This is a genomic window from Bacteroidota bacterium (assembly GCA_016706865.1).
Classification (GTDB): domain Bacteria; phylum Bacteroidota; class Bacteroidia; order Chitinophagales; family BACL12; genus UBA7236.
The window spans coordinates 2,357,171-2,383,776 of record JADJIS010000003.1 but is presented as its reverse complement, the minus strand read 5'-3'; the positions used below and the strand labels follow the sequence as shown (position 1 = coordinate 2,383,776).

Genomic DNA, 26,606 nt, shown 5'->3' with positions numbered 1-26,606 from the left:
GGAACAGCAATTCCTATTGAAGAAGTTTTTAAAATCGGCATTTTTTATATCAGCGGGAGGGGCTTTGCCACTATTGAGCGGGTTGGTGTTGTTGATACCTTATACCACGAATTTGAGTCTCTCCTTATACGGAGAATTAGCAATTTTTATCTCCTTTACATTATTTGTTCAAATACTCATGAACTTTGGTATTGACACTTATTTGTCGGTGCATTATTACGACCATACAGATGAATCAAAATTGCGGTCTTTTTTAAGTTCTGTTTCCGGATTGATAATAATCAATGGATTGTTGCTCATTTTACTATTTTCAGTATTGGGTTATTTTTTATTTCAATTAATATTCCCTGAAGGGGATATAAATTTTTTCCCATATGGTTTTATGAGTGTAATTACGGCATTTTTTAATGGATATTTTCGGACATATGTTAATTTACAGGTATTTGGAGATAAACCTGTAAAATACTTTTTATTGGGTTTATTTAATTTTTGTGTAACTGTTATTATTTCCCTAATACTAATTTATCAATTTCCATTTGAACTTACCGGGCCAATGTGGGGGCGGTTTTTATCAGGGGGGTTAATATTTCTTTTAACGCTATTTTTTGGCTTGCGGGAATTTGGGATTTCCTTTAAAATTCCTTTCATAAGAGAAATTCGGAATTACGCTACGCCTATTGTGATTTTTAGTTTGTTAACCTGGGTTTTAGGGTATATTAATAATTTTATTTTAAAAAGTTTTAATACTTCTGCGGATGTCGGCACATATAATTTTGCGTTAACATGTACATTAATAATTGAATATGCCGCTTTAGGCCTTCTAAGCACAATCAATCCACGCATTTATAAATTGTGGAAAAGTAATTCAATTAAAGAAAGTTCTGCAGAAGAAAACAGATATAACCATGTATTCAGTGCATTTAATATATTAGTGATAGCCATCAATATTTTGGTTTTGCCATTTATTATTCGGATTTTTATTAAAGAGGATTTTCATTTAAGTATTGAATTTATCCCGATTGTTTGTGCAAGTTTTGCATTTAGAGGATTATATAATACCTTAATAAATCCAATACTTTATTTCAAACGGACAAAAGTATTGCCCCGAATTTTACTAATTTCTGCTATTATTCAAATCGTTTCCGGTATTATACTGATAAAATATTTTGGTATTTATGGAGCAGTTTGGAGTTACTTCCTCGTAAAACCCTTACAATTGATATTCATTTGGTGGGAAAGTAGGAGAGTTTTCACCTTCCGTTTTAATACGGTTAAGATGATATTGATGCCTTTAGTATATTGCGGAATGGTAGTACTGCTTACTCGTATGGAATCACTTAATGAGTTGCAAGTTGTTGTTTATCAAATGATTATAGCTATAATTTTAGTCGGGTTTGTGTATAGAAAGGAAATGTGGGAATTGAAAAAAATATTTAAGCGGTAAATATTTAAAGAGAATTTAGCAATGGTAGAATAAATTGATAATTTTCAATTGTGTTTTTAAAATTAGTTACGATAATAAATTTTGGCTATCGATCTTAAAGTTAACTACCTTATTGTTTCACCACTCGTTCTGTTATATTAGTATTATTGATCAAATCTGTAATTACAATATTATAAAGCCCTTTAGGGAAATTTATACTTTGAACCGTTAAGTGATCTGCATCTTCAAAATAAGTATTATAAATTTGTTGGCCGCTATTATTGTAAATTGCAATTTTGTAATCGCTTGTGTAAGTAAATTCCAGATTAATATTATTTGATATTGGGTTAGGGTATATTTTTGAGTTTAATTTGTTTTCAATTCTAACATTTATAATGGAATCACAAGTCTTAAGATCAAGATAAATATCAGATACTCCATTTATCTTTGTTGGTGAATTGATTGAGTAAATATTTGACATGGGAGTTAGGGATGATGAATAAGCAGTTTTGGTTTTATTGATAATTGTAACCGGCTCATTTATATCACATCCCTCTGAAAGAGAGCCATCAGACTGGTCTACAATCATAAAGACTCCTTTTTGTAACATTGACTCATCATCAAACAAACTACCAACTGCAATAAGTTTAGAATTTGTAGCCAGTATAGCATCAGTATGATTATATGTTTTACTGGTTTCAAAAGGATAATTTTTCGCCCAATTTAAATTTCCAGTAGTATCAAGACTCATGATAAATACTTTGCCTTTATTATCAGGTGTTCCATCATTAAGGTTTCCAAATGCAAAAATTTTGTTGTTATCAATCTCTAATCCATTCCATCCCCCATCCTCACTATAATTAGTAAGATCATAATTCTTTATCCATGTGGCAACTCCATTTAAATTCGACCTCATTAAAAACAAGTCTTGATTTACATCAGAGCTTGTTTCATCACCATGAATGCTCATATATAAACTATTATTTAAATTTACAAGGTCGGATGCATAAAGTCTTGCCGCATCCGTTGTAATGTTCCTAATGTATGCCTTTGTAAAAATCTCAGTTCCGGTATTAGTGAATTTAGTTAGGCAACCTCTCAATTTTGTTGAGCCTCCGGTAGCAAATGTATATCGTGAGCATGTATAATATTTTCCTTCCTTATATACAACCCCATAATATGTTTCTGAATTTACATTAAAATTTGAATTATTAATTATAGTAAAATCACCATTATTTCTTTTAAGCGAAAGTAGTATGCCTTCTTCACCATTTGGCGGATTAAACGACTGACCCGCTACTATATAATTACCTCCTGCACCTTTTTCTATTACTTTGTGAAAATAGCTACCAGGATTTTCAAAAGTTTTAATCCATTTTATAATTCCAGCATTAAAATCATATTTAATTGCAAAACTTATTGATGTATAAACAGTAAATTCGCGGTAACCTACTAAAACTATACTTCCATCAGAATCAACAATCATCGACATTACTCCAGGGTAGGTTGATTCATCTATTACAGTTATGTGCTTGCTTGAAAGAACATTTCCATTTAAATCAATTTCGCAAAGTAATATTTTATTGCCCTCTGAGCCGGCAACCATATAATTATCGCCATAAGCCTGTACAGCATTAAACTGAATATTTTCCCCGCTCAAGCTTTTGTAATCTGCAATAAATTGTCCGGAAACATTCTTAACTAAAATCAGGATAACAAAAAGTAATTTTATTTTTTTCATAATATTAAAATTGTTCGTATTATAAAGATTTTTGGATAAATTTTGTATTTGAGTTCGCAGATGAGTTATTAAAATACAATCTACCTTACTAGTGTAATTGTTCCTGTTAATTGCACAGTAACTCCATCACAATTTCCTTCCGCTACATAAACATAAGTGCCGATTTCCTGTTCAATATTATTATAAATTCCATCCCAACCTATATTGATATCAATCGACTCAAAAATAAGTGCTCCCCATCGGTTATAAATTCGTAAATAAATAAGGTTACATTCGGAAGATCCAAAAACATTAAATTCATCATTAATACCATCACCGTTTGGGGAAAATGCATTCGGTGCAAGGATTGTAAAATCAAAATCAACAAGGATGTAGATACTATCTAAAGAAGTGCATCCATTTGCATCGATTACGGTAATATAATACCATCCGCTTTCGGTTGGAAACGCACTTGGGTTCAGGCAATCATCGCATGTTAAAGAGGTGCTGGGAAACCATGAAATTGATGAACTAACACCTGTAATTATTGGATCAAGTATAATTCCTGTTCCATCCGTTACCAATGTGTCCTCTATAAAATCCACCTCAATAGGGGGTTGAACGAGCAAATTAATTGTGTGCACCGAATCACATCCATTTATTGAGTTAAAATAGCCATAATAATCTCCAGGCTCTGTCTCCGTGTTTCCAAAAATTAATGCCGATTCTCCATAACATATTGTAATTGATTCTGTTGTGAATATTGTATCTTGAGTTTCTACAACGATAGTATGAATAGAATCGCAACCATTTATACTAATAAATGATTGAAAATATGTGCCTGGATCTGAAACAGGTATTCCATCAATAAAAATGGTGTCATTAATACAGATCAAAATAGTTTCAGATGTTTCAATTGTATCTACCATATTCACTATAATAGTATGGATGGAATCGCAGGTACCTATTCCAGGAATAGTATCAATAAAAATTCCCGCATCACTTACTGCTGCACCAAACACATAAATGGTATCATTCTCGCAAATATTGAAAGTTTCACTTATGGAAATAGAAGCCGCAACAAAAACATCAAATGTTACAGTTGAAGTTTGGCAGTCAGTTGTAATTTCAGCAGAAATAGTTAAAAAACTTAATCCGCCCCAATCAGTTATTTCAATGGTATTTGAACCAACTTCTGAATAGGTAACATCTAAGGGTAAATCCCATTCGATACTACCGGCTCCGGAACTTATTGAATATTCAGCGATCTCAGAAGAACAAACAGAATCAGGACCAATGATAAAGGCTGTTTCAGTTATATTATCATAGATGCATGTATTATCCATTGTACCTGTTAATGTTCTCAAATAAAATCCCCAAGGTGCATTTCCATGCTGAAGTACATTCAGGTCTGTAATGTCATCCGGAATTTCAAAACATTCAATTGATCCTTCCAGTATAGTTCTATCCGGATCAGTATAAACATCAAGAGTTACAAAATCGGTTGCAATTCTTTTTAAAGTAAGATAATATTGCTGACCTACTTCCGCCGTTACCCAATCGATGCCCCAGGAACTTACCCAAGAGGTGCCATCCTTGGCATAAATATAAAATCCTGTTGTAGAGGGCACAGGGTCGTATTCTGACAAATACCAAACGGTAATTCCATCCTGGTCACTAATATCGCAATGATAGGTTGAGTCATTAAAGGGGCAATTTGTGCCAGCCGATAAAGCAAATATCACATGCCCAACCCTTGGAGTTAACCCCTCACCAATATCGGTGGATTTGAAATCGAAATTGGCGGTCCATGCATCATCACTTAAAGTAAAGCCAAGATCGCGATGAATCCTGGTGTCATTGCCATCATTCACATTTGTAAAAACCACCTCTCCGCCAGTAACTTCCAAGGTTCCGGTTTGAGGGTCTAAGCTGCATGGAGCAATGCCGGGATAGATATAGACATTGGTCCACGGTGCAGGATCGGAGTAATCGTCAAAAAAATCACAGGCCAATTGGGAATAGGCGAGGTAATTAAAAAACCATAGCACTGCAAACGAAATTCGGGTTTTCATAGTAAATGCTTCCAAAGTTATACTATTTATCATAAATCCGGTCGAGTTGGTCACTTTAATAATTTATTCCTTTCTTTGACCCGAGTTAGCCATAGTGATTTGCAACAAATATTTTAAGACTTACTTTAAAAAATTTAATATATATAAAAGATGACGTACGTTATTATAGTTACATATGGTGATAGGAAACAATTTTTAGAGCAGATCTTATTTTTTTTTAATACATATACTTCATTACAACTAGTAATAATTAATAACAATTCTGAGTACTCCGTGAACGAAATAAATTTGGTGCTGAACAATCCGAATGTTTTTATTATTAATTCTGCCGTAAACAAAGGTTCAGCCTGGGGGTATAAAACCGGTATCCAATATGCCTGTAATCAACAAAATTGCGAAATGATTTGGCTGTTGGATGATGATAACCTACCTGAAACAAATACATTAGAAATACTCCAAAGCCAATATGAACACCTCCAATCACATAGTAATTTTAAACATTTTGCATTAATGCCTTTTCGCACAGATAGAAGCTATCTTTCTAATGTTATTCAAGGTGAACCAATAAAGTGGAATTTCCCACAGAAAAATGCATTTTTGGGCTTTCATATATTTAAATTGCATTTTAAGTTGGTTAAAAAATTAAATCTCCTTACAAGAAAGAGCCATTCAAGTAACTTTGTAATTCCATGCGCTCCCTATGGAGGATTCTTTTTCCACAAAGATTTGATTAAATTGATAGGATTGCCTGATGAACGGTTTTTTGTTTATGCCGATGATTTTGAATTTACTTATAGAATTACTGAAGCCGGAGGGGCTATTTTTCTAATTGAAAACGCTAGGATCAGCGACCTCGAACAAACATGGCAAACTAAACAATCAAATACCTTTTCTTCAAACATACTTAGTGTAGATAATAATAAAGTATATTTCTCCATAAGGAATTTTGTTTTTTTTCAAAAACTGCATTTGGTAAGTAACAATTTTATTTTCACTTTCAATAGAATTATTTATTCCAACTATTTATCTTTACTTGCCTTTTTTACAGGAAAACAATTCAATTACAGAAGATTTTTAGAAGCTACTAACGATGGCTTAAAAGGTAATTTTAATAATAAAAAATACCCAATATAATTTATGTTTGTATTAATAAAATATTTAAGAAAATCTTACCGATATACCTACAAAGCTTTTTTTTCTAAATATGATGTAATTATTGAAAGGGAAGTGAAGGGGTTAAATAACTTATTGGATGTGGGTTGCGGAGCTAATTCGCCCGTACAAACCTTTAACAAGAATTTATATTGCGTAGGAGTTGATGCATTTGAGCCTAGTCTCGAAAAAAGCAAGGTGAAAAAAATTCACAATGATTATAAGAAACTGGATGTATTAAAAGTGGGAGAGGAGTTTCCATCAAAAAGTTTTGATATTGTGGTGGCTTTAGATCTTATTGAACATCTTGAAAAGGGTGATGGATTACATTTATTGGATATGATTGAAAAAATAGCATCAAAAAAGGTTATTATTTACACTCCAAATGGCTTCCTGCCCCAAGGTGATAGGGAAAATAATCCATGGCAAGTTCATCTTTCAGGGTGGACTGCTCAGGAATTTGTCGACAGAGGTTATAAAGTTATTGGCGTTAATGGCATAAAATCTCTTAGAGGGGCATTTGCAAAGGTGAAATATAAACCCGCTTTTTTATGGAATTTTATTTCAGATTTGACTGAATTATTTGTAAAGCATAAACCCGAGAAAGCATTTCAATTATTGGCTATTAAAACAATTCAAACATAGTATATCGATTAAATCAGAAATATCAAGATTTAGAAGCCTAATCTACTGCAAATTATGTTTGAGTTAAAAAGAAGAAAAGAACATTACCGATAGGTTCCACTCCTTACTTTATGACTCCTTTCTGTTTTATATCGACACTTGATGCAGAAATTTTGTTAATCTTTATAGCATATTTAAAGAAAATAAATTAATACTTCACAAAAGACTGTGTTGAAATTAAACCTGATCGTATATCAATCAAAGAGATTTGATATACACCCGGAACAAGATTTTCAACGTTAATATTTAAATGCTGTTCTTGAGTTAAATTAATATCGTTATTAAAAACGGATATCCCTCTTACATCAGTAATTTGTATTAATGGATTTATAAATTGGGCACCCCAGTCCACCCTCACCACATCCGCAACCGGATTTGGATACACTTTGATACCAGAAACATTTTCCTGCTCAAAAATTGCAAGCGGAAATTCACTGCACGCCATAAATTCATTGCAATCCATAATAATTAAATTATCCATAGAGCCATTTAAACTTTGATTTTCGGCGAAACAACCGGCCAGACAATCAAGTTCCTGTCCAATTTCCAAAAATGCTACTGAAATGGGATCATCAGGAAATACTAAATAATCGGGGAGTAAAACTCCATTTAACATTACGGATACTGTGTCGTTCTCCCAATTAAAACTTACGCAATACCATTCGTTTTCATTAATTGTTGCAGGGATTATTCCGCCAATATTATGTATCGCAATTTCAAATGCATTGGAGGACTTTTCGTAGGATAAAGCAAATTCATGTTCTATACCTGCTGCAGTGCCTGCAATAAAAGTATTGGTTGGTGAAGTGCCGGTAGTATTAAATGCATTTAATTTAAAATTGAATGAGATCGTGAATTCATTTAATCCATTCAATGCTGAAACCGGAACTTCAATATTATCATCATTGTTATATCCTATGTTGAGAAATCCAGGATCAACATTTGCATCTCCGTTAACAATACCGTGGTTTTCATTTCCTGAATAATCGTTTACATTGGTATCAAAAGGAAAAAATAACATGGTATCACAGGCAGCAATAAATGGTTGGCAATTTGCTTCCTGAAATGTACATGGATAAATACTGAAATTATCAATATCGCCATTCAATGATTGATTAACTGCAAAACATCCGGCTGGGCAATCTAATTCCTGACCAATTTCAAGAAATGAAATTTCGAGTAATTCATCGCTCATCTCTATAGTTTCTACCTCATCACCATCAATGAAAACAGTAACATCAGATCCATCTCGAACAACTTGCAAACAATACCAAGTTTCTTCTTCCAATATAATATTAAAAATGTTGCCCGAACCCTTTAATGCCACCACAATAGCATTGATCGATTTTTCGTAAGAGATGGCAAATTCCGACTCTTCTACATCGCTTGCACCGGCAATCAAGGTATTTGTAGGAGAAGCTCCACTTAAATTAAAATCTGTTAATCTAAAATCAAATTGAATAGTAAAATCCCCTACATTATTTAATGCATCACTCGGAATATCAATATAATCATCATCATTATATCCAATATGAAGGTAACCGCCGGTAACTGTAGCTCCACCATAAATTGTTGGGTCATAATTATTACCTGAATTGTCTTCAATTTCCCATGTAATGGGATAAGAAACTGTAGGCAAACAAGGTTGTGCATGTATAATTAATACTGAAATTAAACTTGATACAAAAAGGAGAGTTTTTTTCATGGCCTTAATTTATGGTTTGAATATATCAATATGTTTTAATAAAATTAGTAGTCCAATTATTATTTCCCTTCCTCACAACAACTAAATACATTCCCGACCTTAATTCACCGATATTTATTGTTTCAAATTGACCTTTTGCATCCTGGGTTAAAATTAGTTTACCGGTAAAATCGTAAATAAAGATAACACCTTTTCCCGATAATTCCGGAATTTGAACTGTAACAAATTGTGACGCAGGGTTCGGGTATAAATGAATGGAAGAAACAATTTCATTCCCTGTTACATCTACAAAATCACATCTATCCACAACAAACTCCGTTGCACCCTCATCCTTATAACGCTGCATATATTCCTGATAATATATATTAACAGTGGTGGAATCGTGGATAACCAACGAATTCTCATCATTGCGGGAATTTGCACTGGAACTCCAGTTGTGTGAACCTGTCCATACCAATGGATCTGATTGAGGACAATTGGCATCCACTAACAAATATTTGTGGTGTAACAAATTAGAACCTGAATAGTTAAAAAACCGATCCCCAAGTGCATCCTCAAGAACATTTACTGCGGTGGAATCACTGGCATCCGTTTGATCCCAGATTCCGGAAGCAAAAACACCGCGTTCGTAAACTGCGTCTTCAATTGCATAACTGATACTGAAACGCGTGAACGAAAATACTGCGAAATGCAAATCAAAATCAGCTGTATTTATTTTTTCTATCAACCTGGTTTCCGGTTCATCACTCGGAGAAAAATACAATTCCACTCTTTTACCTCCAATCATAAATTCATGCGGAGTATTATTAGTTTTATCTGGTCCGAAATTTCCTGCAAACATTTCATCAAATTCTGCTTTATAAGCCTTTGATAAACTCTGATCCTGAATTGCAATAATATTTTGTTTGTCAACTTTTATCTGATCATCCGTATAATTCATAGAACCTGTAATAACCCAAGGTTCATCCGGATCGGTGGAAACTGCATCTATATTAATAAATTTATTGTGCATGATACCAAAAAATGCACCATCGGCATTCGTAGAGCCATCAGGCGGCGATTTTTTCTTTTTACCAGGTCCAATCACTATCGCATTGTAATTAAAATCATCCACACCACTATCGCATATTACACGTACATCAACACCTCTTGCATATGCGTCATTAATTGCAGTTATTATATTATTGATATTGTCGATATTGTAAATACAAATATCAACAGAATACAATGCATGATCTAGAATATTAATAATAGTATCGTCCATACTTCCGTTTACAAAAACTGCATTTGTTCCTGTAGATACACTATTGTCGACGGTGTTATTGAACCAAACTTTAATTTGTCCCGTGGAATTTGATGCAGTTGCCATTGCAGCAATGGCAGAATAAGAAGTATCGTTAGTAACACTAACACTGGCTGCCTTTACGTAATAAATAGTGCCTGCAGTTAAACCCGTAAGATCTAATGCATGAGCGGTAGTAAGCGCTGCATCACTTGTAACTGATCCTAATGCTGTTGTTAAGCCGTAATAAATAATTGTATTTCCATCGTTCACTGTATTAAAATTTACAGTAAATGAGCTCGTGGTAATAGCTGTTTGTGTTAGCGTACTGGAAATAACCGGTGGATTTCCTCCGGTTGAAATATCTGAAAGATCGCGCGGCAACAGTTGATAACCTCCGGTTCCTCCGGGAGCAAACTGACTCATGATACCGGTAATACTCACTTCCTCCACCGGAATTGGAGTTCCGTCGATATTTGTTGTGGTTACAACCCGAATTTCTGCAGTTCCCGCCGCATCGGAAATGTCGTAATTAGTACCTGATCCAGCTGTTGAAAATGTGCCGGCATCTGCAAACAACGCTGCATTTACACGAACAAGTTTAGCCTCATATCCTTCTACATATCCCGAAATACAGGTAACATCAGTTGGGGATGGCAAAGGATTACCCGAATTTAATACTGTTACAGATGTTGCTGTAGATATTTCTAAAAGCCCATTGTAGTTGAATAAAGGTCCGGTAACCTGAATAGAATCTCCACGCAAAACAACATCCAAAATAGTGGGAGCATAGGCAGCAATATTTCCGGTATTGTCCTGAATATATCTGATATCCCCCAGCTCGGAACCGTTTAAAACAAGGCCTTTAACAGTTACCACGCTTCCTCCGGGTAAAACTCTGGCTTCGGCTATAGTGATCTGGGAAAATGATGTTTGACATAGGCAAACAAACAAAACAAGTGCAGGTAGAATTTTTTTCATAGCTAAATTAAAAGTCAGCAAAGATACTTTTTTATGTGCTTGGGCACTGTTCAGGTAAGGTTATTTTCATGTTAAAAGATCATTTTATAGAAACCGCATCATATTTTTTAAAAATAACGGGTTTAGAAGGAGTTGCATCCAGCTCAAATGAAGCTATTTGCAGGTTTAAGAGATAGATCCCGTCCAAAACATTATCAGCACGTATATCAATTCCGTGATAGTTGCATCCATTCTTGGTGATTTGGGAAAATTCCAAAAACTGTGATGTGCTGCAAGTTTGCCTCCATCTTCCTCCTTATCTACAGAAGGAAGATCGATCAATAAATGTTTAATTCCCATCTCACATAAAAAACGGGCAGCTTCCACATCAAGATAGGATGGATTTGTTTTATTATAGTCCCTGCTCAGTTTATCAATCGAATTTGGGGTCGTTCTGATAACAATCGCCTCCATTTCGCTGTTAAACGATTCTTCTATTTGTTTTTTAAGGATGATAAGGTCGCCATTTTCAGAAACCTGTGGTTGCACCGTAATAAGTTGAGCCAAAAAATGAAATTTAGTAAGTGCCGAATTAATAGTGAGCTCAGTATCGGCAATATGCGCATAACATTCTGTATGGGTGCCATTCCCATGTGGATTTAGAAAAACATTTTTATAATTCAATAACCCGCCTTTTTTCATATCTCCAACAAAGTCGCCTGCAATAAATGCTTCCGTTCTGAAAGGTGGGGCATAATAACAATTCAACTGTTTTCCCTCATGTAATGCAATAGAGATATCAATTGGTTGATGGAGGTCGAAAAGATGGTCTTTATAAGTAACTAACATAATAATTCAATTAAAATCGAAATATAAGCCCCTTTTGATTGTTTTGAAAATACTTATTTTTGTTCTTATGAAAATTTCTGTCGTGAAAACATGTTCTTTTTTATTTATAGGATTGGCCTTGAGCCTTAATTCCTGTGTAATAGATGAGGACGGATATAGTGAATTTGTTCAAAATTATATTGATAGTCTTGTTTATCTCGATACTGTTTCCGTAGACCTTGATGTGCCTTGTTCCACTCCTGAAAATATGATTATATATTATACCTACGATGATTCTTTTTCTGAGGTTGATTGTGATGACTCCGGAAGTGATGGTTATAAGGTTTGGGCTTTTGATGAGGACGATGAAATTTATTTATATCTCACTTTTAAAAACCGGCCTAAACCCGGAAAATATGTTACAGATTATTTTTATGGAAATCCTCCCGACAATGATTCGGAAGTGATTTTGGAGTATTTTACTCCATCTGACGACTTCCTTTCCATTAATAATGATACCATTTACGTAGAAAAAATTTCAGGTGGTGCATTAATTTTTTCTTTTTGTGATGTTCAGCTCGATGCCGGTTGGGGAGGATACTATGCAAGTGGAAATTTTGAAATTGATCTTGACGAATACGAATAGTTGTGCCATCAATTGCAACTATACACTAATTAAAATTAGGCGAAATTTCTCGTTAATAATAATATAGCCAGATCGGAAATTTTTTAAAATTTCCATTTTCGAACGCATTATTTATTGAATTAACAAATGTTTGTGAAGGAAGGTGGATTCACTTAGGCTTTAGCTTTATGTTACTAAAAATGGTTTTGGACTCCGTTTTTCTTATATATTAAGTAGTTTTGCAGGGTCATGCAAAAGGGATCTGTTGCCTTTTATACGTTGGGTTGTAAGCTGAACTATTCAGAAACCTCTACTTTGGGGAGAATGGTGGCAGAGGAAGGTTATACTATTAAACCCTTTCATCAGCCTGCGGATATTTATGTAATTAACACCTGTTCCGTAACGGATAATGCCGATAAAAAATGTAAAAAAGTTGTTAAACAAGCCCTTAAAAACTCTCCCGGTGCTTATATCATTATTGTGGGATGTTATGCCCAGTTAAAACCGGAGGAAATATCATCGATACAGGGAGTTGATCTGGTGCTGGGTGCAGCAGAAAAATTTAACCTCACACATTATATTACTTCCATTTCTGAAGAGGAAAGGCATACAAAAAAGAATAAATTTGTTGCCGGAAATATCGCTGATGTTAATATTTTTCGGTCTGCATATTCCATTGGTGAACGCACAAGAACATTTTTAAAAGTGCAGGATGGTTGCGACTATTCCTGTTCGTTTTGTACCATTCCACTCGCAAGAGGAAACAGCAGAAGTAATACAATAATAAATGTATTGGAAAATGTAAAACAAATTGAATTGCAAGGTGTTTCAGAAATTGTTTTAACGGGAGTGAATATCGGTGATTTTGGGAAAAATAACGGAACGGAAAAAGTGGAAACCTTTTATGAACTTATTAATAATTTAGAACAAACGCAAAATATTAAAAGGTTTAGAATATCCTCTATTGAACCCAATTTGCTCACAAATGAAATAATATCATTTGTTTCCACATCACAAAAATTTGTGCCGCATTTTCATATTCCATTACAAAGTGGCAGTAATAAAATATTAAAATTAATGCGTCGTCGGTATTTGCGGGAATTGTATTTGGAAAGAATAAATTATATAAAAAATTTAATGCCGCATTGTTGTATTGGGGTTGATGTTATTACAGGTTTCCCCGGCGAAAGTACAGACGATTTTTTAGAGACATATTATTTTTTAAACGAATTGGATATTTCTTATTTGCATGTATTTACTTATAGTGAAAGAGCAGATACTTTAGCTGTAACAATGGAGAATTCGGTACCGCAGAAAATTAGAGAAGAGCGCACTCAACAGCTGCGTAATTTATCAGAAAAAAAGAAAAGGTACTTTTATGAACAATTCGTTGGAACCCAACGCCCGGTGCTTTTTGAGGAGGAAACTGACGGAGAGTTCATGTATGGTTTTACCGATAATTATATCAAAGTAAAAACCCAATACGACCCATTGTTGGTAAATGAAGTGGTAAATGTAAAATTATTGGGAGTGAATGCTACCGGAGATATGCAAGCAGAAGAAATATTGGAAAAAATAAGTATTTTAGCATAACATTTTTTATTATAGGGAAGGAAAGAAATAACAGATTTAAACGCAAAAAAACAGAATGGTTTTACTACGATCTTACGCAACAATTGCAGAATTATTTAACGCTATTTTTAATACTCATTGGAAATTTCCGGTTTTTTCCTTTGGATTTTTTGTTGGGATGGCCTTTTTGGCCGCAGGATATGTTTTATATACCGAATTAAAAAGAAAAGAAAAACAAGGATTGTTATTACCCATAAAAGAAAAAAGAACAGTTGGAGCTCCTGCCTCTGTAACGGAATTAATTTTTAACGGAATAGTTGGTTATATCATCGGCTTTAAAATTGGTGGTATGGTAACTTCCTGGGATGCATTTAATGATAATCCCCCGCAATTTATATTTTCACTTGAAGGGAATATCATTTTCGGATTGCTGGGTGCAGCAGGATTAGTTTATTTAAAATACCGTGAAAAGAAAAGTCAGCAATTAGCAAAACCGGAAGAAAAAACCTTTGATATTTATCCACACGAAAGACTTGGTGATATTGTAATGATCGCCGCCATATTTGGAATTTTAGGCGCGAAAATATTTTCCAATTTTGAAGAACCTGACGGATGGAAAGATTTTTTTAAAGATCCTCTTGGTAATTTTTTCAGCGGACTAACCATTTACGGCGGATTGATATTAGGTGCATTTGCTGTGATCATGTTTGCACGCAAAAAAAAGATCAGTGTGTTGCATTTAGGTGATGCTGTGGCACCGGCATTAATTTTAGCTTATGCAGTTGGAAGATTGGGTTGTCAGGTTGCAGGTGATGGAGACTGGGGGATTTTAAACAGCGCATATATTTCACAACCCGATGGTTCGGTTACGTTAGCAGCCCCTGGAGAATTTGAAAAAGTATTGCAGGCAAATGCAAATTATTACGAATTTGAATTTGGATCACTGGAAGCAGTTCCGCATAAAGAATATAACCCCGGTTGGTTGCCGCGCTCAATGGTAGCGCAAAATTATGCGCATAATGTAAACGGGGAAGGAACTTATATTGAGGGCTGTACCAATGATTGGTGCGGACAATTGCCGGTAGCGGTATTCCCTACTCCCATCTATGAAATTATTATGTCGATGATAATTTTCGCCTTTTTATGGTTCCTCCGTAAAAAACTTCAAATTCCGGGAATGTTACTGGCCATTTATGTTATATGCGCCGGAGTGGAAAGATATTTTATTGAAAGGATACGTGTTAACAATATGCTTGAATTTATGGGTATCCACGCAACACAAGCTACCTTTATTTCAATAATTTTTGTTACTTTCGGCTTGGGAATGATGTTCGTGCTATGGCGAATGTCGAAACGCACACCTAAATTGTAATATTTTCTCCCGGTATTGATCCCGTAGTTGACTTACAAGGTCATATTTGCGTCATTTTAAATCTTGTGTCAACCCAAAATTTTTATTAAAAAACCTAAAATATTTGTAAGTTTACCTGTAACTTTAGAGATTAATTAAAAACAACAATTAATGAAACCAACTTTACGCTCCCTCCTCCGTGTAACATTATTGACTTTAGGATTGACTTTTTCCAGAATTATGTTGTTGCACAACTATCTATAGATGATTCCGCAACCCCCGAAGAACTGGTGACCTCGCTTGTTGGCGAAGGTGTTACTGTTTCAGATATAACCATGGATTGCCCAACCGGCGCTTTTGGTTTTTTCGAATGTGTTGATTGTAATGTGGGAATTGGAAGTGGAATTTTGCTAACGAGTGGTTATGCTTCACTTGCCAGTGGACCTAACAATACCGGCTCTGCTGCCGGTGATAATGGTGCATCTGGTGATCCTGATCTTGATATGATTGCAGGAGTTCTGGGCACCAATGATGCCTGCGCATTAGAATTTGATCTTACCGTAACTTCCGATACAATTCGATTTAATTATTCATTTGGTTCCGAAGAGTATATGGAATGGGTGGGCTCCTTTAACGATGTATTTGCTTTTTATATCAGCGGTCCGGGAATTGTTGGATCTGAAAATATGGCCCTTATTCCCGGAACAGGAACAGCTGTATCTATCAATAATGTAAATCTATTTTCCTTTCCGGAATTTTATGTTGATAATGGAGATGGCTATGAATCTCCATACAGCGATGATGATTATTACATACAGTACGATGGATTTACAACTTTATTAGAGGCAAAAAGAAATGTTATTCCGTGTGAAACATATCATTTGAAAATGGTTATTGCCGATGATCTCGACTGGTCTTATGATTCCGGCGTTTTTATCGAAGCGGGTTCTTTATCAAGCCCTGGCGTTACGCTAACCTATGAAACTGAGATCAATGCATATCCTGATGTTATCGAAGGCTGTAATGAAGGTTTACTCACATTTGCTTTATCCTTTGCACCAATTGATACCTTCATCGTAAATCTTGAAGTAGCAGGTACTGCAACCATATCAGTGGATTACGAGGAATTTGAAACAGAACTGGTTTTTTTACCGGGAGATACACTTATCGAAATTCCAATCATTGCTTTGGAAGATGGAATTGATGAAGGAATGGAAACTATCATTATTTCTGTTGATCTTGGATGTATTGCAGGAGTAGGTGATAGTCTGGTAATAAATGTTTGGGATGCACTTCCACTTACGGTCTCCAACGATACTATGATCTGTCCTGATGAAACTGCATTTTTATCAGTCAGTGGAGCTGAAACTTATTCATGGACACCGGTTGGGACACTCAGTGATCCAACCGCAGACTTTACGGAGGCTTACCCCACGGAACCTACCACCTATACCGTGGAGGGAACCTTAGCATCCTGTGTGAATACCGCTGAAGTTTTTGTTGATATACAATCACCTTCGGCCGATGCCGGTATCGATACCACAATATTTTATGGAGAAACTGCAAATTTGGATGCAAGCGGTGGAGTGGAATACTCCTGGTCGCCAACTACAGGTTTGAGTGATCCCAATAGTGAAAATCCTTTCGCAACTCCCTTAACAACAACAACCTATACAGTTACCGTTACAACGGCTATTGGATGTGAATTTACTGATGAAGTAACCGTTACCGTAAGCACAGATGCTATGGTTGGAGTGCCGAACGCCTTTTCACCAAATGAAGATGGAATAAATGATGGATTCACTATAATAGTTAGGGGACAACTTGCAACATATCATTTGTTAATTTATAACCGATGGGGTGAAGCAATTTATGAAACCAATGATTTTACAAAATCATGGAATGGAAAAATTGAAGATGATGGTCAACCTATGGGTGCTTATATTTATGTTTTAAATTATACTGACCTCAACGGTGAAAGTTTTATGCAACAAGGAAACTTTACACTGGTGAGATAAAAATATATTGCCAGACATTTTAATTTGTCTGGAAAAGCAACATCAAAATAAATAATTAAAAATTTATTTTGATGAATAAGGGTAATAAATAATAGTAAAATGAAACCAATTTTTAGCAAACTCCTCAACGCTGTATCTTTGGCAATTTGCATCGTGTTTGTAAATGCACGGTTATCGGCACAAATAGTAATTGATGATATAGCAACACCCGAGGAGTTAGTTGCTTCTCTCGTTGGAACCGGTGTAACAATTTCCGGAGTTACAATGGATTGCCCAACAGGTGCATTTGGATTTTTTAATTGTGTTGATTGTAATGTTGGTATTGATAGTGGTATTGTATTAACAAGTGGCTCTGCCGATCTTGCAGCTGGCCCTAACAATAGTGGTGGCTCAACAGGTGGAGCAGGTACCCCCGGCGACCCGGACCTGGATGCAATTCCAGGTGTTCTTGGAACATATGATGCCTGTGTTCTCGAATTTGACCTCACCGTTACATCCGATACCATTCGTTTTAATTATTCCTTTGGTTCTGAAGAATATTTAGAATTTGTAGGTTCCTTTAATGATGTATTCGCTTTTTATATCAGCGGACCCGGAATTGTTGGGACAGATAACATGGCTCTCATTCCGGGCACAGCAACTCCTGTTTCCATCAACAATGTAAATGATGTTGATAATCCAAGTTACTATAATATAAACGGAGAAGGCTGGGATCTACCTTTTAGTGCCGATGATTATTATATCCAATACGATGGATTTACCACTGTACTAGAAGCTAAACATAATGTTATCCCATGTGAAACATATCACCTTAAAATGGCAATTGCCGATGACCTCGACTGGTCTTTGGATTCAGGAGTTTTTATTGAGGCAGGATCCCTTTCAAGTCCTGCAGTTAGTTTATCATACGAAACTCAAATAGATGGATATACTGAAATTATAGAAGGCTGTAACGATGGTGAAGTAACTTTCGAATTATCTTTTGCACCAGTTGATACTTTTATAGTAACTATGGTTATTGATGGAACCGCAGATAATGGAATTGATTATACAGATGTGGATCCTGAATTGATCTTTTATCCCGGTGATACAATGATCACTATAACTATTGATGCTATTGAAGATGCATTGGCGGAAGGTATGGAAACCATCACAATTTATGTAGATCTTGGTTGCACTTCCGGAATTAGTGATACTCTTACAATTAATGTTTACGATGCACTTCCACTCGTAGTTTCTCCCGATACCACAATTTGCCCTGGCGGAGTTGCATTACTAACTGTTACAGGCGGAGATTCTTATGCCTGGACACCTGCTGAAACACTTAGTGATCCTGCAGATGATTATACCGAAGCCTATCCTTTGTTGCCTACTGTTTATACAGTTACCGCTACACGTTATGCCTGTGTTAATACAGAAACGGTTTTTGTGGATATCTATCCAAATACTGCATATGCAGGCAACGATACCCTGGTTTATTATGGCGAAACGGCCTATTTAGATGCAGATGGCGGGGTAAGTTATGTATGGTCGCCAACAACGGGCTTGAATGACCCTAATATTGAGAATCCTATTGCTGAACCCGTTATATCAACTATTTATACAGTTACCGCAACTACAGATATAGGGTGTATTTTTACCGACGAAATGGAAGTTGTGGTTGTACAGCCCGATCCTGTTGTAATTCCAAATGCATTTACTCCAAATGGCGACGGATTGAACGATTTATTACATATTTCCACCTTTGTGAATGTGGATTTAAATTCATTTTGTATTTTTAACCGTTGGGGGCAAAAAATATATGAAACCGATGATATTTTGGCAGGATGGGATGGAAAGTATAACAATGCTGATCAGGAAATAGGTGCATATATGTATATATTTGTGGGAACGGATGAAGAAAATAATGAAATTATAAATAAAGGAACAATTACATTACTCAGATAAATATAAAACAATAACCAATGATGAAGATTTACAAAATCGCGTTTTTTGCAGCTTTCATGGCTGTTGGTGTATTAAGGGCTCAGGATGTTCACTTCTCACAGTATAACGCCGCCCCTCTTGCATTAAATCCGGCTCTCACGGGTGTGAACTCTTGTGACTGGAGAGCAGGCTTAACATACCGCAACCAATGGAATAGTGTTACAACTCCTTATGTAACATACGAAGCATTTTTTGACATGCCTATTGTTAAAGAAATTGGAATTGCAAGTAAATTAACAGGGGGATTATTATTATACAATGATGTGTCCGGCGACGGAAATTTAACTAACCTGAGTGTTATGGCTTCAACCGCGTTCGTATTAGGACTAGGTGGTCGTGAAAATCATAACCTTTCACTTGGTTTGCAAGGTGGTTTAATGCAAAAATCATTGGATTTTAATGCATTAAAATGGCCGAATCAATGGACAGGCGATGATTTCGACCCGAATATGAGTTCTTTTGAACCATATCTTGGCGACAATATTTCCCGTTTTAATATGAGCACCGGTTTAGCATATCACAATGAAGTTTCCAAAAAATTTAATGTTACAGCAGGTTTTGCCATGTTCAATTTAGTTTCTCCAAAAGAAAGTTTTTTACAGGATGATGAAAATAAATTGGGAGCTCGTATGGTTGGGCACTTAAAAGCAGGATTTACTTTTGCAAATAAATACGGATTTATTCCTTCCGTATTATATCAAACACAGTCCGGTGCTAAGGAAGTTGTTGTTGGTGCTGACCTTGGTTATTTTTTAAACAATGCAAATTTCCCGGCAACCTTTTTTCTAGGCGGACATTATCGTTTAGATGATGCTATGATAGCAACAGTAGGAATGGATTATAAAAATTTCCGTTTCGGTGCTAGTTACGATATTAATACTTCCACATTACAGGAAGCAAGTAGTGGCAAAGGCGGATTTGAATTATCGCTGGTTTATACAGGTTGTATTTTGCCGGTTATTCCTAAAAGCTATGATATGCCTTGTCCTCGTTATTAATATTTGTGAAACAAAATGAATTCTCAACTGATAAAGAATATAGTATGAAAAAAATATTTGCAATTCTTACAATAATTCTATTTACTGCGACAGTAAATGCCCAAACGCATGATCCGGAATTAGAAAAAATGAACGGTACCAGAAAATTAATGTATGGTGATGCATTAATGTCGGCCGGAAGTTATTACGGAGCGCAAGACGCATATAAACTTGCTTATGAGGATGAGGCTTCTCAGGAAGCTGCCTATAAATTAGCAAGAGCATATTATTTAGCGCGCAATTATAAAGATGCTGAAAAATGGTATAAGACTGCAATTGATGCAGGTAAATCAAAAGACATGTATCCTGATGCAGGTTTTTATTATGCCATGAGTTTAAAATATAATGGTAAATATGCTGAGGCCAAAGAAGCTTTTAAACTGGTTACCAAAAACAGTAAATTAAAAGGAGCAACGGCAACAATTTTAAAACGTCAGGCAAAAAATGAAGATAAAGGATGTGATGTTGCAATTTTACTTGCACAAACTCCAACTACAGTTAATGTGGAGCATTTAGGAACTAATATAAATAATAATTACACCGATTTTTCTCCTAAGTATAGTCCGGATAATAATTTAACTTATGCAGCCTTAGTTTCTGAAAAACCTATCGATCTTGGTCAGCAAGGCAAAACAGAATTACGTTCCAGAATTTTTACATCCACTGCTGAAGGCGATACATGGACACCATCCAAAGAACTTAAAGCTCCATTTAATAAAGGTGATGCTCATACAGGAAATGGTGCTTATTCCGGTGATGGAAAAAGATTTTATTATACAGAATGTCGTCCAAACGATTCGTTGGTGATGATCTGTAAAATATATGTAAGTGAATATGAAAGTGGTGAATGGCAAAGTGGAAAAGAAGTAAGTGATGTTAACACAACAGATTTTACATCTACACATCCTGCACTCGGCACATTTAAAGGAAAAGAAATATTGTATTTTTCCTCTAACAGAGCTGGTGGTCGTGGTGGAATGGATCTTTGGTATGTTGAAGTTCAAAACAAAGGAAAAGCATATTCAAATCCCATTAATTGCGGAACAAAAGTGAATACAATTGGTGATGAAATAACTCCATTTTATAATGATGAACAAGGATTATTATATTTTAGCTCCAACGGACAAATTAATGTTGGCGGCTTAGATATTTATAAAACTGCCGGTGGTATGAAATCATTTGATGCTCCACAAAATTTAGGATTTCCATTTAATAGTTCAGTGGATGATTTTTATTTTTCTACTAATCAATCGGGTAAAAAAGGATTTTTTGTATCGAACCGCAAAGGTGGATTTAATGTAAAAAGTGAAACTTGTTGCGACGATATTTATGCATATAAATATCCACCGGAATTTGTGATCATGGTACGCGCTATTGATGAGGTTACAAAAGAAGTAATCACAGGCGCCGGAGTTGATCTTAATCAATCGGGTGTGAAAAAAGATTCCGCTGTTACTAAAATGTCAAATCCATATGAAGACTTTTTTGTTGGAACTGCGCAAGATAAATTTGAATTGACCGGATATAAAGCAAAATATAAAAATGGTCGCGCTACAACCTCTACTATTGGATTAAAAGAAAATGATACTTTATTTGTTGACATCATGATGGAACCTATCATTGAATTAAAACCTATTGAAGTAAAAAATATTTATTATCCACTAGGCAAATGGGATCTTCGCCCGGAATCATTCAGAGCATTGGACTCTATGTATAATGTACTCGCATTAAGCCCGCAATTAAAGGTGGAAATCGGTTCACATACAGACAGTCGCGATACAGATGAAAAAAATAAAATTCTGTCTCAGCACCGTGCCGATACCGTTGTTAGTTACATGATCTCCAGAGGAATTGATCCTGCAAGATTAGTTGCTACCGGTTATGGAGAAACAACTCCAAAAACAATTTCCGAAGATTTTAAAGTAACAAGTGGTGCCGTTGTTCCAAAAGGATCAGTACTTACAGAGGCATTTATTTCAAAATATAAAGGTCAGGATTTCGAAGACTTACATCAATTAAACAGAAGAACAGAATTTACCATTATTGGTATAATTCCAAATGCAATCATCACATACGATGAAGCTACAATAGAAGCGAATGAAGCTCGTAAACGCGATGCAGAAGCAAAACGCCTAAAACAGCTTCAAGATCTTCAACAAGTTGATGAAACCGATGTAATTGAAACTCCGGATGTAAAAACAAATGACACAAAAACAACCGGTGATAAAAAGACCACTACTACCGCAACAACTGCAACTGCTCTTGATGCTACCTTAACTAAAAAGGGTAATATGTATGAAGGAAATGCGTCAGTTAACGGTAAAGAACAAACTAAATATATTCTAAACTTAAGCCCTAGTATTACAGTGGCAATGGTTGGTAAAGATTATTTTATCAGACTTTGGGAATCCGGCGCCATTACTGAAGCAGATATTAAAAATGATAAACCTACAGATCTTGGAAATGGAACAACCGTTAAGGGTGATGTATTTACCATTAAAACTCTTCAGATCGGTGATGTAACATTAACAAATGTGGATACTAAGATCAATATGACAAGTACTCAAAACCTAATTGTTGGTGTTAAGGTTGCTGAAAAAAGTGGATGTTCATTTGATGTGTCGAAGTTGAAGTTTAAATGTAAATAAAAAAATTAATTAATAATGAAAGCCTCGTGTAAAAGCGGGGCTTTTTTAATGTACCAATGAAACAGCCAAAAAGATGTACCAATGTACCGATGAACAGCCAATAAGATGTACCAATGAACAACCGAGAGTGCCCTCGACCTTCAAGGTTTTTTTTAACCCGGAAGGTCTGAGGGAAGGGAGAAGAAAATTTTCCAATGAAAAAGCCGACTTCCTATTGTTACTCCTAATTAAAGTCGTGAGAACAATAAATAACAATCAGAAAATAAAAAAAATAATCGGATCGAAAGCCTGAATCTAATTCAAACCAAAAAAAACTTTTGCCCGGAACCGAACCCAGAACTCAGAACCCCGAACCTGCCTGACGCTGACGCAGTCGGCAGGCAGGCCCAGAACTGAAACATGTAGTGATCGACGCAGGAGATCTACTGCATGTCAGAATCCGATTTAAATCTTCTCCTTCGAAAACGAGGCGGCAAAAAACAAGATCCAACCAGTTATAAGCGATAATCCTCCCAAGGGTGTAATTGCTCCCAGCCATGCCATTCGGGTACCGAAAAAGAATTGAGAAAGGGAAAGAAGATATAAGCTGCCGGAAAAGATGATGATACCGGCTATAAATGCGGTAACCGACCAATTTTTTAATTTAGGGTTTAAAATGTTGGCAAATGCAGCTACTGCCAATAATGCAAATGTGTGGTAGAATTGATAACGAACCGCAGTCTCAAATATCCTGATATCTTCAATAGTTATCCTTTGGGCTGTTTCCAATTGTTGTAACCCGTGCGCTCCGAATGCACCTAAGGCCACAGAAAGCGCTCCTGAAATTGTGGCGCAGCGAATGATCGTTTTTTGTTCCATAATCTGAGTTTGTATGTGCATATATGCGTATGCATAGCCGAATATTACATATAGCTTTGCAAAGGTAATCATCATAACATGGCGCGACGAAAAATTGGGATCATTGGAGGAATTTTAGCAGTAGTTATATTTATTACGGTTTATCTTTTATTTTTTAATAAAAGAAATGAAACGGTATTAAATGGAATGCCGCAGGATGTGATCTGTTTTTTTGATGTTAAAAAAACGGATGCATTTACTGTTTTATTAAATAATGAAGTTGCCATGCAGGAATTGATGCAAACGCAATTATTCGGCAATCTTAAAAATGATCTGGAGCTTTTTAATAAAATTTGTGGTACAAAAGCAGAATTATTATCCGACATACAAAATAAAAATTTTCTTACAGGTGCATTTGCATCGGGTGATAATAATGTTCAATATTTATTTTTATTGCAATTGGATGAGGCATCAAAATTAAATCTAAAACAATTTTTACCGGATTTTGATGGAGAACAACCTTCTGTTTCTGTACACAAATTTGAAAGGGCAGATATATATGAATTAAATTATTCGAAAAGTAAGGTAGCAGTCGCCTTCGCAAAAGTGAGCGGTGTATTTATTTTCAGTGCATCATCCGTATTAGTGGAAAATGCAATTTTACAATTAAAAAATGGCGATCCTGTAACCGAACACGCCGGATTTAAAGATGTATACGACAAAATGAATAAAAAAGCGGATTACAGTTTTTATTTAAATACAGATCAGCTTGGGAATTATCTTTCTTTATTTTCTACCAACGATAAATATGCTTCCATTATGCAGTTAAGCAGGTTTGTTTCCTGGATGGGATTCGAATTTGAATTTGGAGAAGCAGGTTTAAACATCACCGGATATGCAGCGTCTAAAAATGATGAATCTGACTTACTGTTAAGTAAATATACCGGTGAATTTTCCGTGGATATGAATGTATCAGTACCCGCAAATACAGTGGTATTGTATCGGTTAAATGCAGAACATTTAACCGAAAATATTGCTTCATCTTTCACTGATGAAAATCAGAACCGCGACTATTTTGATCATTGGATGCCCTGGATGACAAATAATATCTTGTTCGGTATTTCAGAATCGCTGGATCAAAATTTTATGAAAAGGAGTTTTCTCATCATTCCTGCCAGTGACAGAGTATTAGCTGAAAATAAATTAAAATCCGCAGTAGTGTCCGATACTTTGAGATATAGGGGTCACGTAATTATGGAAATGGCTGCAAGTAATATTCTTACCGGTATTGCGGGAGCTAAATTTCCGGAAATTTGTTATACTGCGTGGAATAATAATGATCTTGTTGTAGCCTTCGAATTATTGCAACTTAAAAATATGTTTGATGCCATTGAAAATGGAGAAACATTAATTGCTGATAGTGATTATAATGAATTTAAAAAACACGTTTCTGCTTCCTTTAATAATTCAATATACCTTAATCTCAGTAAATCGGAACAGGTTATTTCAAGTTTTGTTTCCGATAAACACATTGATTCCATAGAAAAGAATTTTAATTTATTACAAAAATTTCCGCGATTGGAATTGCAATTCAGCAATAATAAAAATATTTATCTGCTCAATGGTTTTATCAGTTACAATGCTGCTCCTCAACGCAGGAATGGGGTTTTATGGAAATTACAAGTTGATCATCCTATTGAAAGCGGTCCATTTACGGTGTATAATCAGCTTAACAAACAAAAAAGTATTGTTGTGCAGGATACGGCTCACCAATTGTATCTGATTTCAGCAAGTGGTGATGTTTTGTGGAAACAAAAATTACCCAATAAAATTACCGGTAAAATACATGAGGTTGATTTTTATGGAAACGAAAAATCACAGATATTATTTAATACTTCTGATGCTATTTATTTATTGGATATGAATGGTAATGCTGTAGAGGGATTTCCGATCACACTTACGGCGAAGATCACCAATCCCCTGACCGTACTTATGAATACAAAAAATGATTATCGCATGTTTGTTGCCTGTGATAACGATAATATTTATGGATTTTTTAAGGATGGCAAACCTATACCGGGCTGGAATCCACAGCGGAATACTGGGGATGTTACCTCACCCTTATTTGAAATGACTTCTGATAAATTAAATTTAATTGTATTTATTAATGCTAAAGGAATTCAATTTCGCAAAGAAGGAGGAAATTCAGTGCGTTCCATTCCTGTTAAAAATAATATTATTGCAACCAGTACAAACACTAAAACAAAATATTTTATGGATGCCGTGGGAAATATTATTCTTGCTGATGGTAATTTAAATACAAAAACTATTGCAGCTCCCGATAATTTTATATCAGGTAATTTTGCTTTGGTTAATGGAGATGATACAACAGATATATTATTTTTGGAGGATACCTATTTGAAAGCTAAAAATCTACAAGGCAAATCACTTTTTGTTGCCGAAATTGATTCGGTGTATAATCATATCGTTTCTTTTAATTTTAATGAGCAATCATACTTTGGTGTTGTATCTGCTTCAAATAGTTTATTGTTATTTGATGAAAACGGTAAAATAACGGAGGGATTTCCCATCGTAGCATCTGCCGATTTTTTAATTGATGATCTTACCAGAAATGGGGATAAAATGTTGGTTACCTGTGTAGATAATGCTGTAATAACCTACAGAATTAAATAACAGAAATCG

16 protein-coding genes and 1 pseudogene are annotated in these 26,606 nt (G+C 35.3%); 11 read left to right on the top strand and 6 right to left on the bottom strand.

The window, feature by feature from the left end:
* Positions 1 to 16: 16 nt before the first annotated feature.
* Positions 17 to 1,444 carry a polysaccharide biosynthesis C-terminal domain-containing protein gene (locus IPI31_19385; protein ID MBK7569981.1) on the top strand — a complete coding sequence of 476 codons (1,428 nt, stop codon included), beginning with the start codon at positions 17 to 19 and terminating at the stop codon, positions 1,442 to 1,444.
* A gap of 109 nt (positions 1,445 to 1,553) precedes the next feature.
* Here the strand turns inward: IPI31_19385 and IPI31_19380 are convergent, their stop codons facing one another.
* Positions 1,554 to 3,164 carry a T9SS type A sorting domain-containing protein gene (locus tag IPI31_19380; GenBank protein ID MBK7569980.1) on the bottom strand — a complete coding sequence of 537 codons (1,611 nt, stop codon included), beginning with the start codon at positions 3,162 to 3,164 and terminating at the stop codon, positions 1,554 to 1,556.
* Positions 3,165 to 3,244: 80 nt separating this feature from the next.
* Positions 3,245 to 5,272: a gliding motility-associated C-terminal domain-containing protein gene (locus tag IPI31_19375; GenBank protein MBK7569979.1), complete on the bottom strand. Its 2,028-nt coding sequence runs from the start codon at positions 5,270 to 5,272 to the stop codon at positions 3,245 to 3,247.
* Between the two features lie 96 nt (positions 5,273 to 5,368).
* Between IPI31_19375 and IPI31_19370 the strand changes: the two genes are divergently transcribed.
* Both IPI31_19370 and IPI31_19365 read left to right on the top strand, forming a co-directional pair.
* Positions 5,369 to 6,352 carry a glycosyltransferase gene (locus tag IPI31_19370; protein ID MBK7569978.1) on the top strand — a complete coding sequence of 328 codons (984 nt, stop codon included), beginning with the start codon at positions 5,369 to 5,371 and terminating at the stop codon, positions 6,350 to 6,352.
* A gap of 3 nt (positions 6,353 to 6,355) precedes the next feature.
* Positions 6,356 to 7,015, top strand: coding sequence for a methyltransferase domain-containing protein (locus tag IPI31_19365; GenBank protein MBK7569977.1), 660 nt, complete (start codon positions 6,356 to 6,358; stop codon positions 7,013 to 7,015).
* Positions 7,016 to 7,202: 187 nt separating this feature from the next.
* On the opposite strand, the gene IPI31_19360 is transcribed toward IPI31_19365, so the two are convergent.
* From IPI31_19360 to IPI31_19350, 3 genes and pseudogenes are all read right to left on the bottom strand, one after another.
* Positions 7,203 to 8,759, bottom strand: coding sequence for a hypothetical protein (locus tag IPI31_19360; GenBank protein ID MBK7569976.1), 1,557 nt, complete (start codon positions 8,757 to 8,759; stop codon positions 7,203 to 7,205).
* A 25-nt stretch (positions 8,760 to 8,784) separates the two neighbouring features.
* Positions 8,785 to 11,022: a T9SS type A sorting domain-containing protein gene (locus IPI31_19355; GenBank protein MBK7569975.1), complete on the bottom strand. Its 2,238-nt coding sequence runs from the start codon at positions 11,020 to 11,022 to the stop codon at positions 8,785 to 8,787.
* Between the two features lie 79 nt (positions 11,023 to 11,101).
* Positions 11,102 to 11,850, bottom strand: a pseudogene (locus IPI31_19350) (cyclase family protein).
* Positions 11,851 to 11,917: 67 nt separating this feature from the next.
* Here IPI31_19350 and IPI31_19345 point away from each other — a divergent pair.
* The 7 genes from IPI31_19345 (at position 11,918) to IPI31_19315 (ending at position 23,066) form a co-directional block, all read left to right on the top strand.
* Complete coding sequence (locus tag IPI31_19345; protein ID MBK7569974.1) at positions 11,918 to 12,475, top strand: hypothetical protein; 558 nt, start codon at positions 11,918 to 11,920, stop codon at positions 12,473 to 12,475.
* A gap of 228 nt (positions 12,476 to 12,703) precedes the next feature.
* Positions 12,704 to 14,047, top strand: coding sequence for a tRNA (N(6)-L-threonylcarbamoyladenosine(37)-C(2))-methylthiotransferase MtaB (mtaB, locus tag IPI31_19340; GenBank protein ID MBK7569973.1), 1,344 nt, complete (start codon positions 12,704 to 12,706; stop codon positions 14,045 to 14,047).
* 55 nt (positions 14,048 to 14,102) lie between these two features.
* The gene (locus tag IPI31_19335) at positions 14,103 to 15,398 is read left to right on the top strand and encodes a prolipoprotein diacylglyceryl transferase (protein ID MBK7569972.1); all 1,296 of its coding nucleotides are present in this window, start codon (positions 14,103 to 14,105) and stop codon (positions 15,396 to 15,398) included.
* 269 nt (positions 15,399 to 15,667) lie between these two features.
* Positions 15,668 to 17,395, top strand: a complete 1,728-nt coding sequence (locus tag IPI31_19330) for a choice-of-anchor L domain-containing protein (protein ID MBK7569971.1) — start codon at positions 15,668 to 15,670, stop codon at positions 17,393 to 17,395.
* 99 nt (positions 17,396 to 17,494) lie between these two features.
* On the top strand, positions 17,495 to 19,342 hold the full coding sequence (locus IPI31_19325; GenBank protein ID MBK7569970.1) for a choice-of-anchor L domain-containing protein: 1,848 nt from the start codon (positions 17,495 to 17,497) through the stop codon (positions 19,340 to 19,342).
* Positions 19,343 to 19,359: 17 nt separating this feature from the next.
* Positions 19,360 to 20,379 carry a PorP/SprF family type IX secretion system membrane protein gene (locus IPI31_19320; GenBank protein MBK7569969.1) on the top strand — a complete coding sequence of 340 codons (1,020 nt, stop codon included), beginning with the start codon at positions 19,360 to 19,362 and terminating at the stop codon, positions 20,377 to 20,379.
* Positions 20,380 to 20,423: 44 nt separating this feature from the next.
* Positions 20,424 to 23,066, top strand: coding sequence for an OmpA family protein (locus tag IPI31_19315; protein MBK7569968.1), 2,643 nt, complete (start codon positions 20,424 to 20,426; stop codon positions 23,064 to 23,066).
* Positions 23,067 to 23,510: 444 nt separating this feature from the next.
* Here the strand turns inward: IPI31_19315 and IPI31_19310 are convergent, their stop codons facing one another.
* A complete protein-coding gene (locus IPI31_19310; GenBank protein ID MBK7569967.1) occupies positions 23,511 to 23,924 on the bottom strand; it encodes a DUF423 domain-containing protein in 414 nt (137 codons plus the stop codon).
* Positions 23,925 to 24,002: 78 nt separating this feature from the next.
* On the opposite strand from IPI31_19310, the gene IPI31_19305 reads away from it, so the two are divergent.
* A complete protein-coding gene (locus IPI31_19305; protein ID MBK7569966.1) occupies positions 24,003 to 26,597 on the top strand; it encodes a hypothetical protein in 2,595 nt (864 codons plus the stop codon).
* Positions 26,598 to 26,606 lie beyond the last annotated feature (9 nt).

What these genes read in the sequence shown, in the direction of transcription:
- IPI31_19325 (MBK7569970.1), top strand. Translation starts at nt 17,495, where the DNA reads ATGAAACCAATTTTTAGCAAACTCCTCAACGCTGTATCTTTGGCAATT.
- IPI31_19370 (MBK7569978.1), top strand. Translation starts at nt 5,369, where the DNA reads ATGACGTACGTTATTATAGTTACATATGGTGATAGGAAACAATTTTTA.
- IPI31_19310 (MBK7569967.1), bottom strand. Translation starts at nt 23,924, where the DNA reads ATGGAACAAAAAACGATCATTCGCTGCGCCACAATTTCAGGAGCGCTT.
- IPI31_19380 (MBK7569980.1), bottom strand. Translation starts at nt 3,164, where the DNA reads ATGAAAAAAATAAAATTACTTTTTGTTATCCTGATTTTAGTTAAGAAT.
- IPI31_19335 (MBK7569972.1), top strand. Translation starts at nt 14,103, where the DNA reads ATGGTTTTACTACGATCTTACGCAACAATTGCAGAATTATTTAACGCT.
- IPI31_19355 (MBK7569975.1), bottom strand. Translation starts at nt 11,022, where the DNA reads ATGAAAAAAATTCTACCTGCACTTGTTTTGTTTGTTTGCCTATGTCAA.
- IPI31_19345 (MBK7569974.1), top strand. Translation starts at nt 11,918, where the DNA reads ATGAAAATTTCTGTCGTGAAAACATGTTCTTTTTTATTTATAGGATTG.
- IPI31_19305 (MBK7569966.1), top strand. Translation starts at nt 24,003, where the DNA reads ATGGCGCGACGAAAAATTGGGATCATTGGAGGAATTTTAGCAGTAGTT.
- mtaB (MBK7569973.1), top strand. Translation starts at nt 12,704, where the DNA reads ATGCAAAAGGGATCTGTTGCCTTTTATACGTTGGGTTGTAAGCTGAAC.
- IPI31_19315 (MBK7569968.1), top strand. Translation starts at nt 20,424, where the DNA reads ATGAAAAAAATATTTGCAATTCTTACAATAATTCTATTTACTGCGACA.
- IPI31_19320 (MBK7569969.1), top strand. Translation starts at nt 19,360, where the DNA reads ATGATGAAGATTTACAAAATCGCGTTTTTTGCAGCTTTCATGGCTGTT.
- IPI31_19360 (MBK7569976.1), bottom strand. Translation starts at nt 8,759, where the DNA reads ATGAAAAAAACTCTCCTTTTTGTATCAAGTTTAATTTCAGTATTAATT.
- IPI31_19365 (MBK7569977.1), top strand. Translation starts at nt 6,356, where the DNA reads ATGTTTGTATTAATAAAATATTTAAGAAAATCTTACCGATATACCTAC.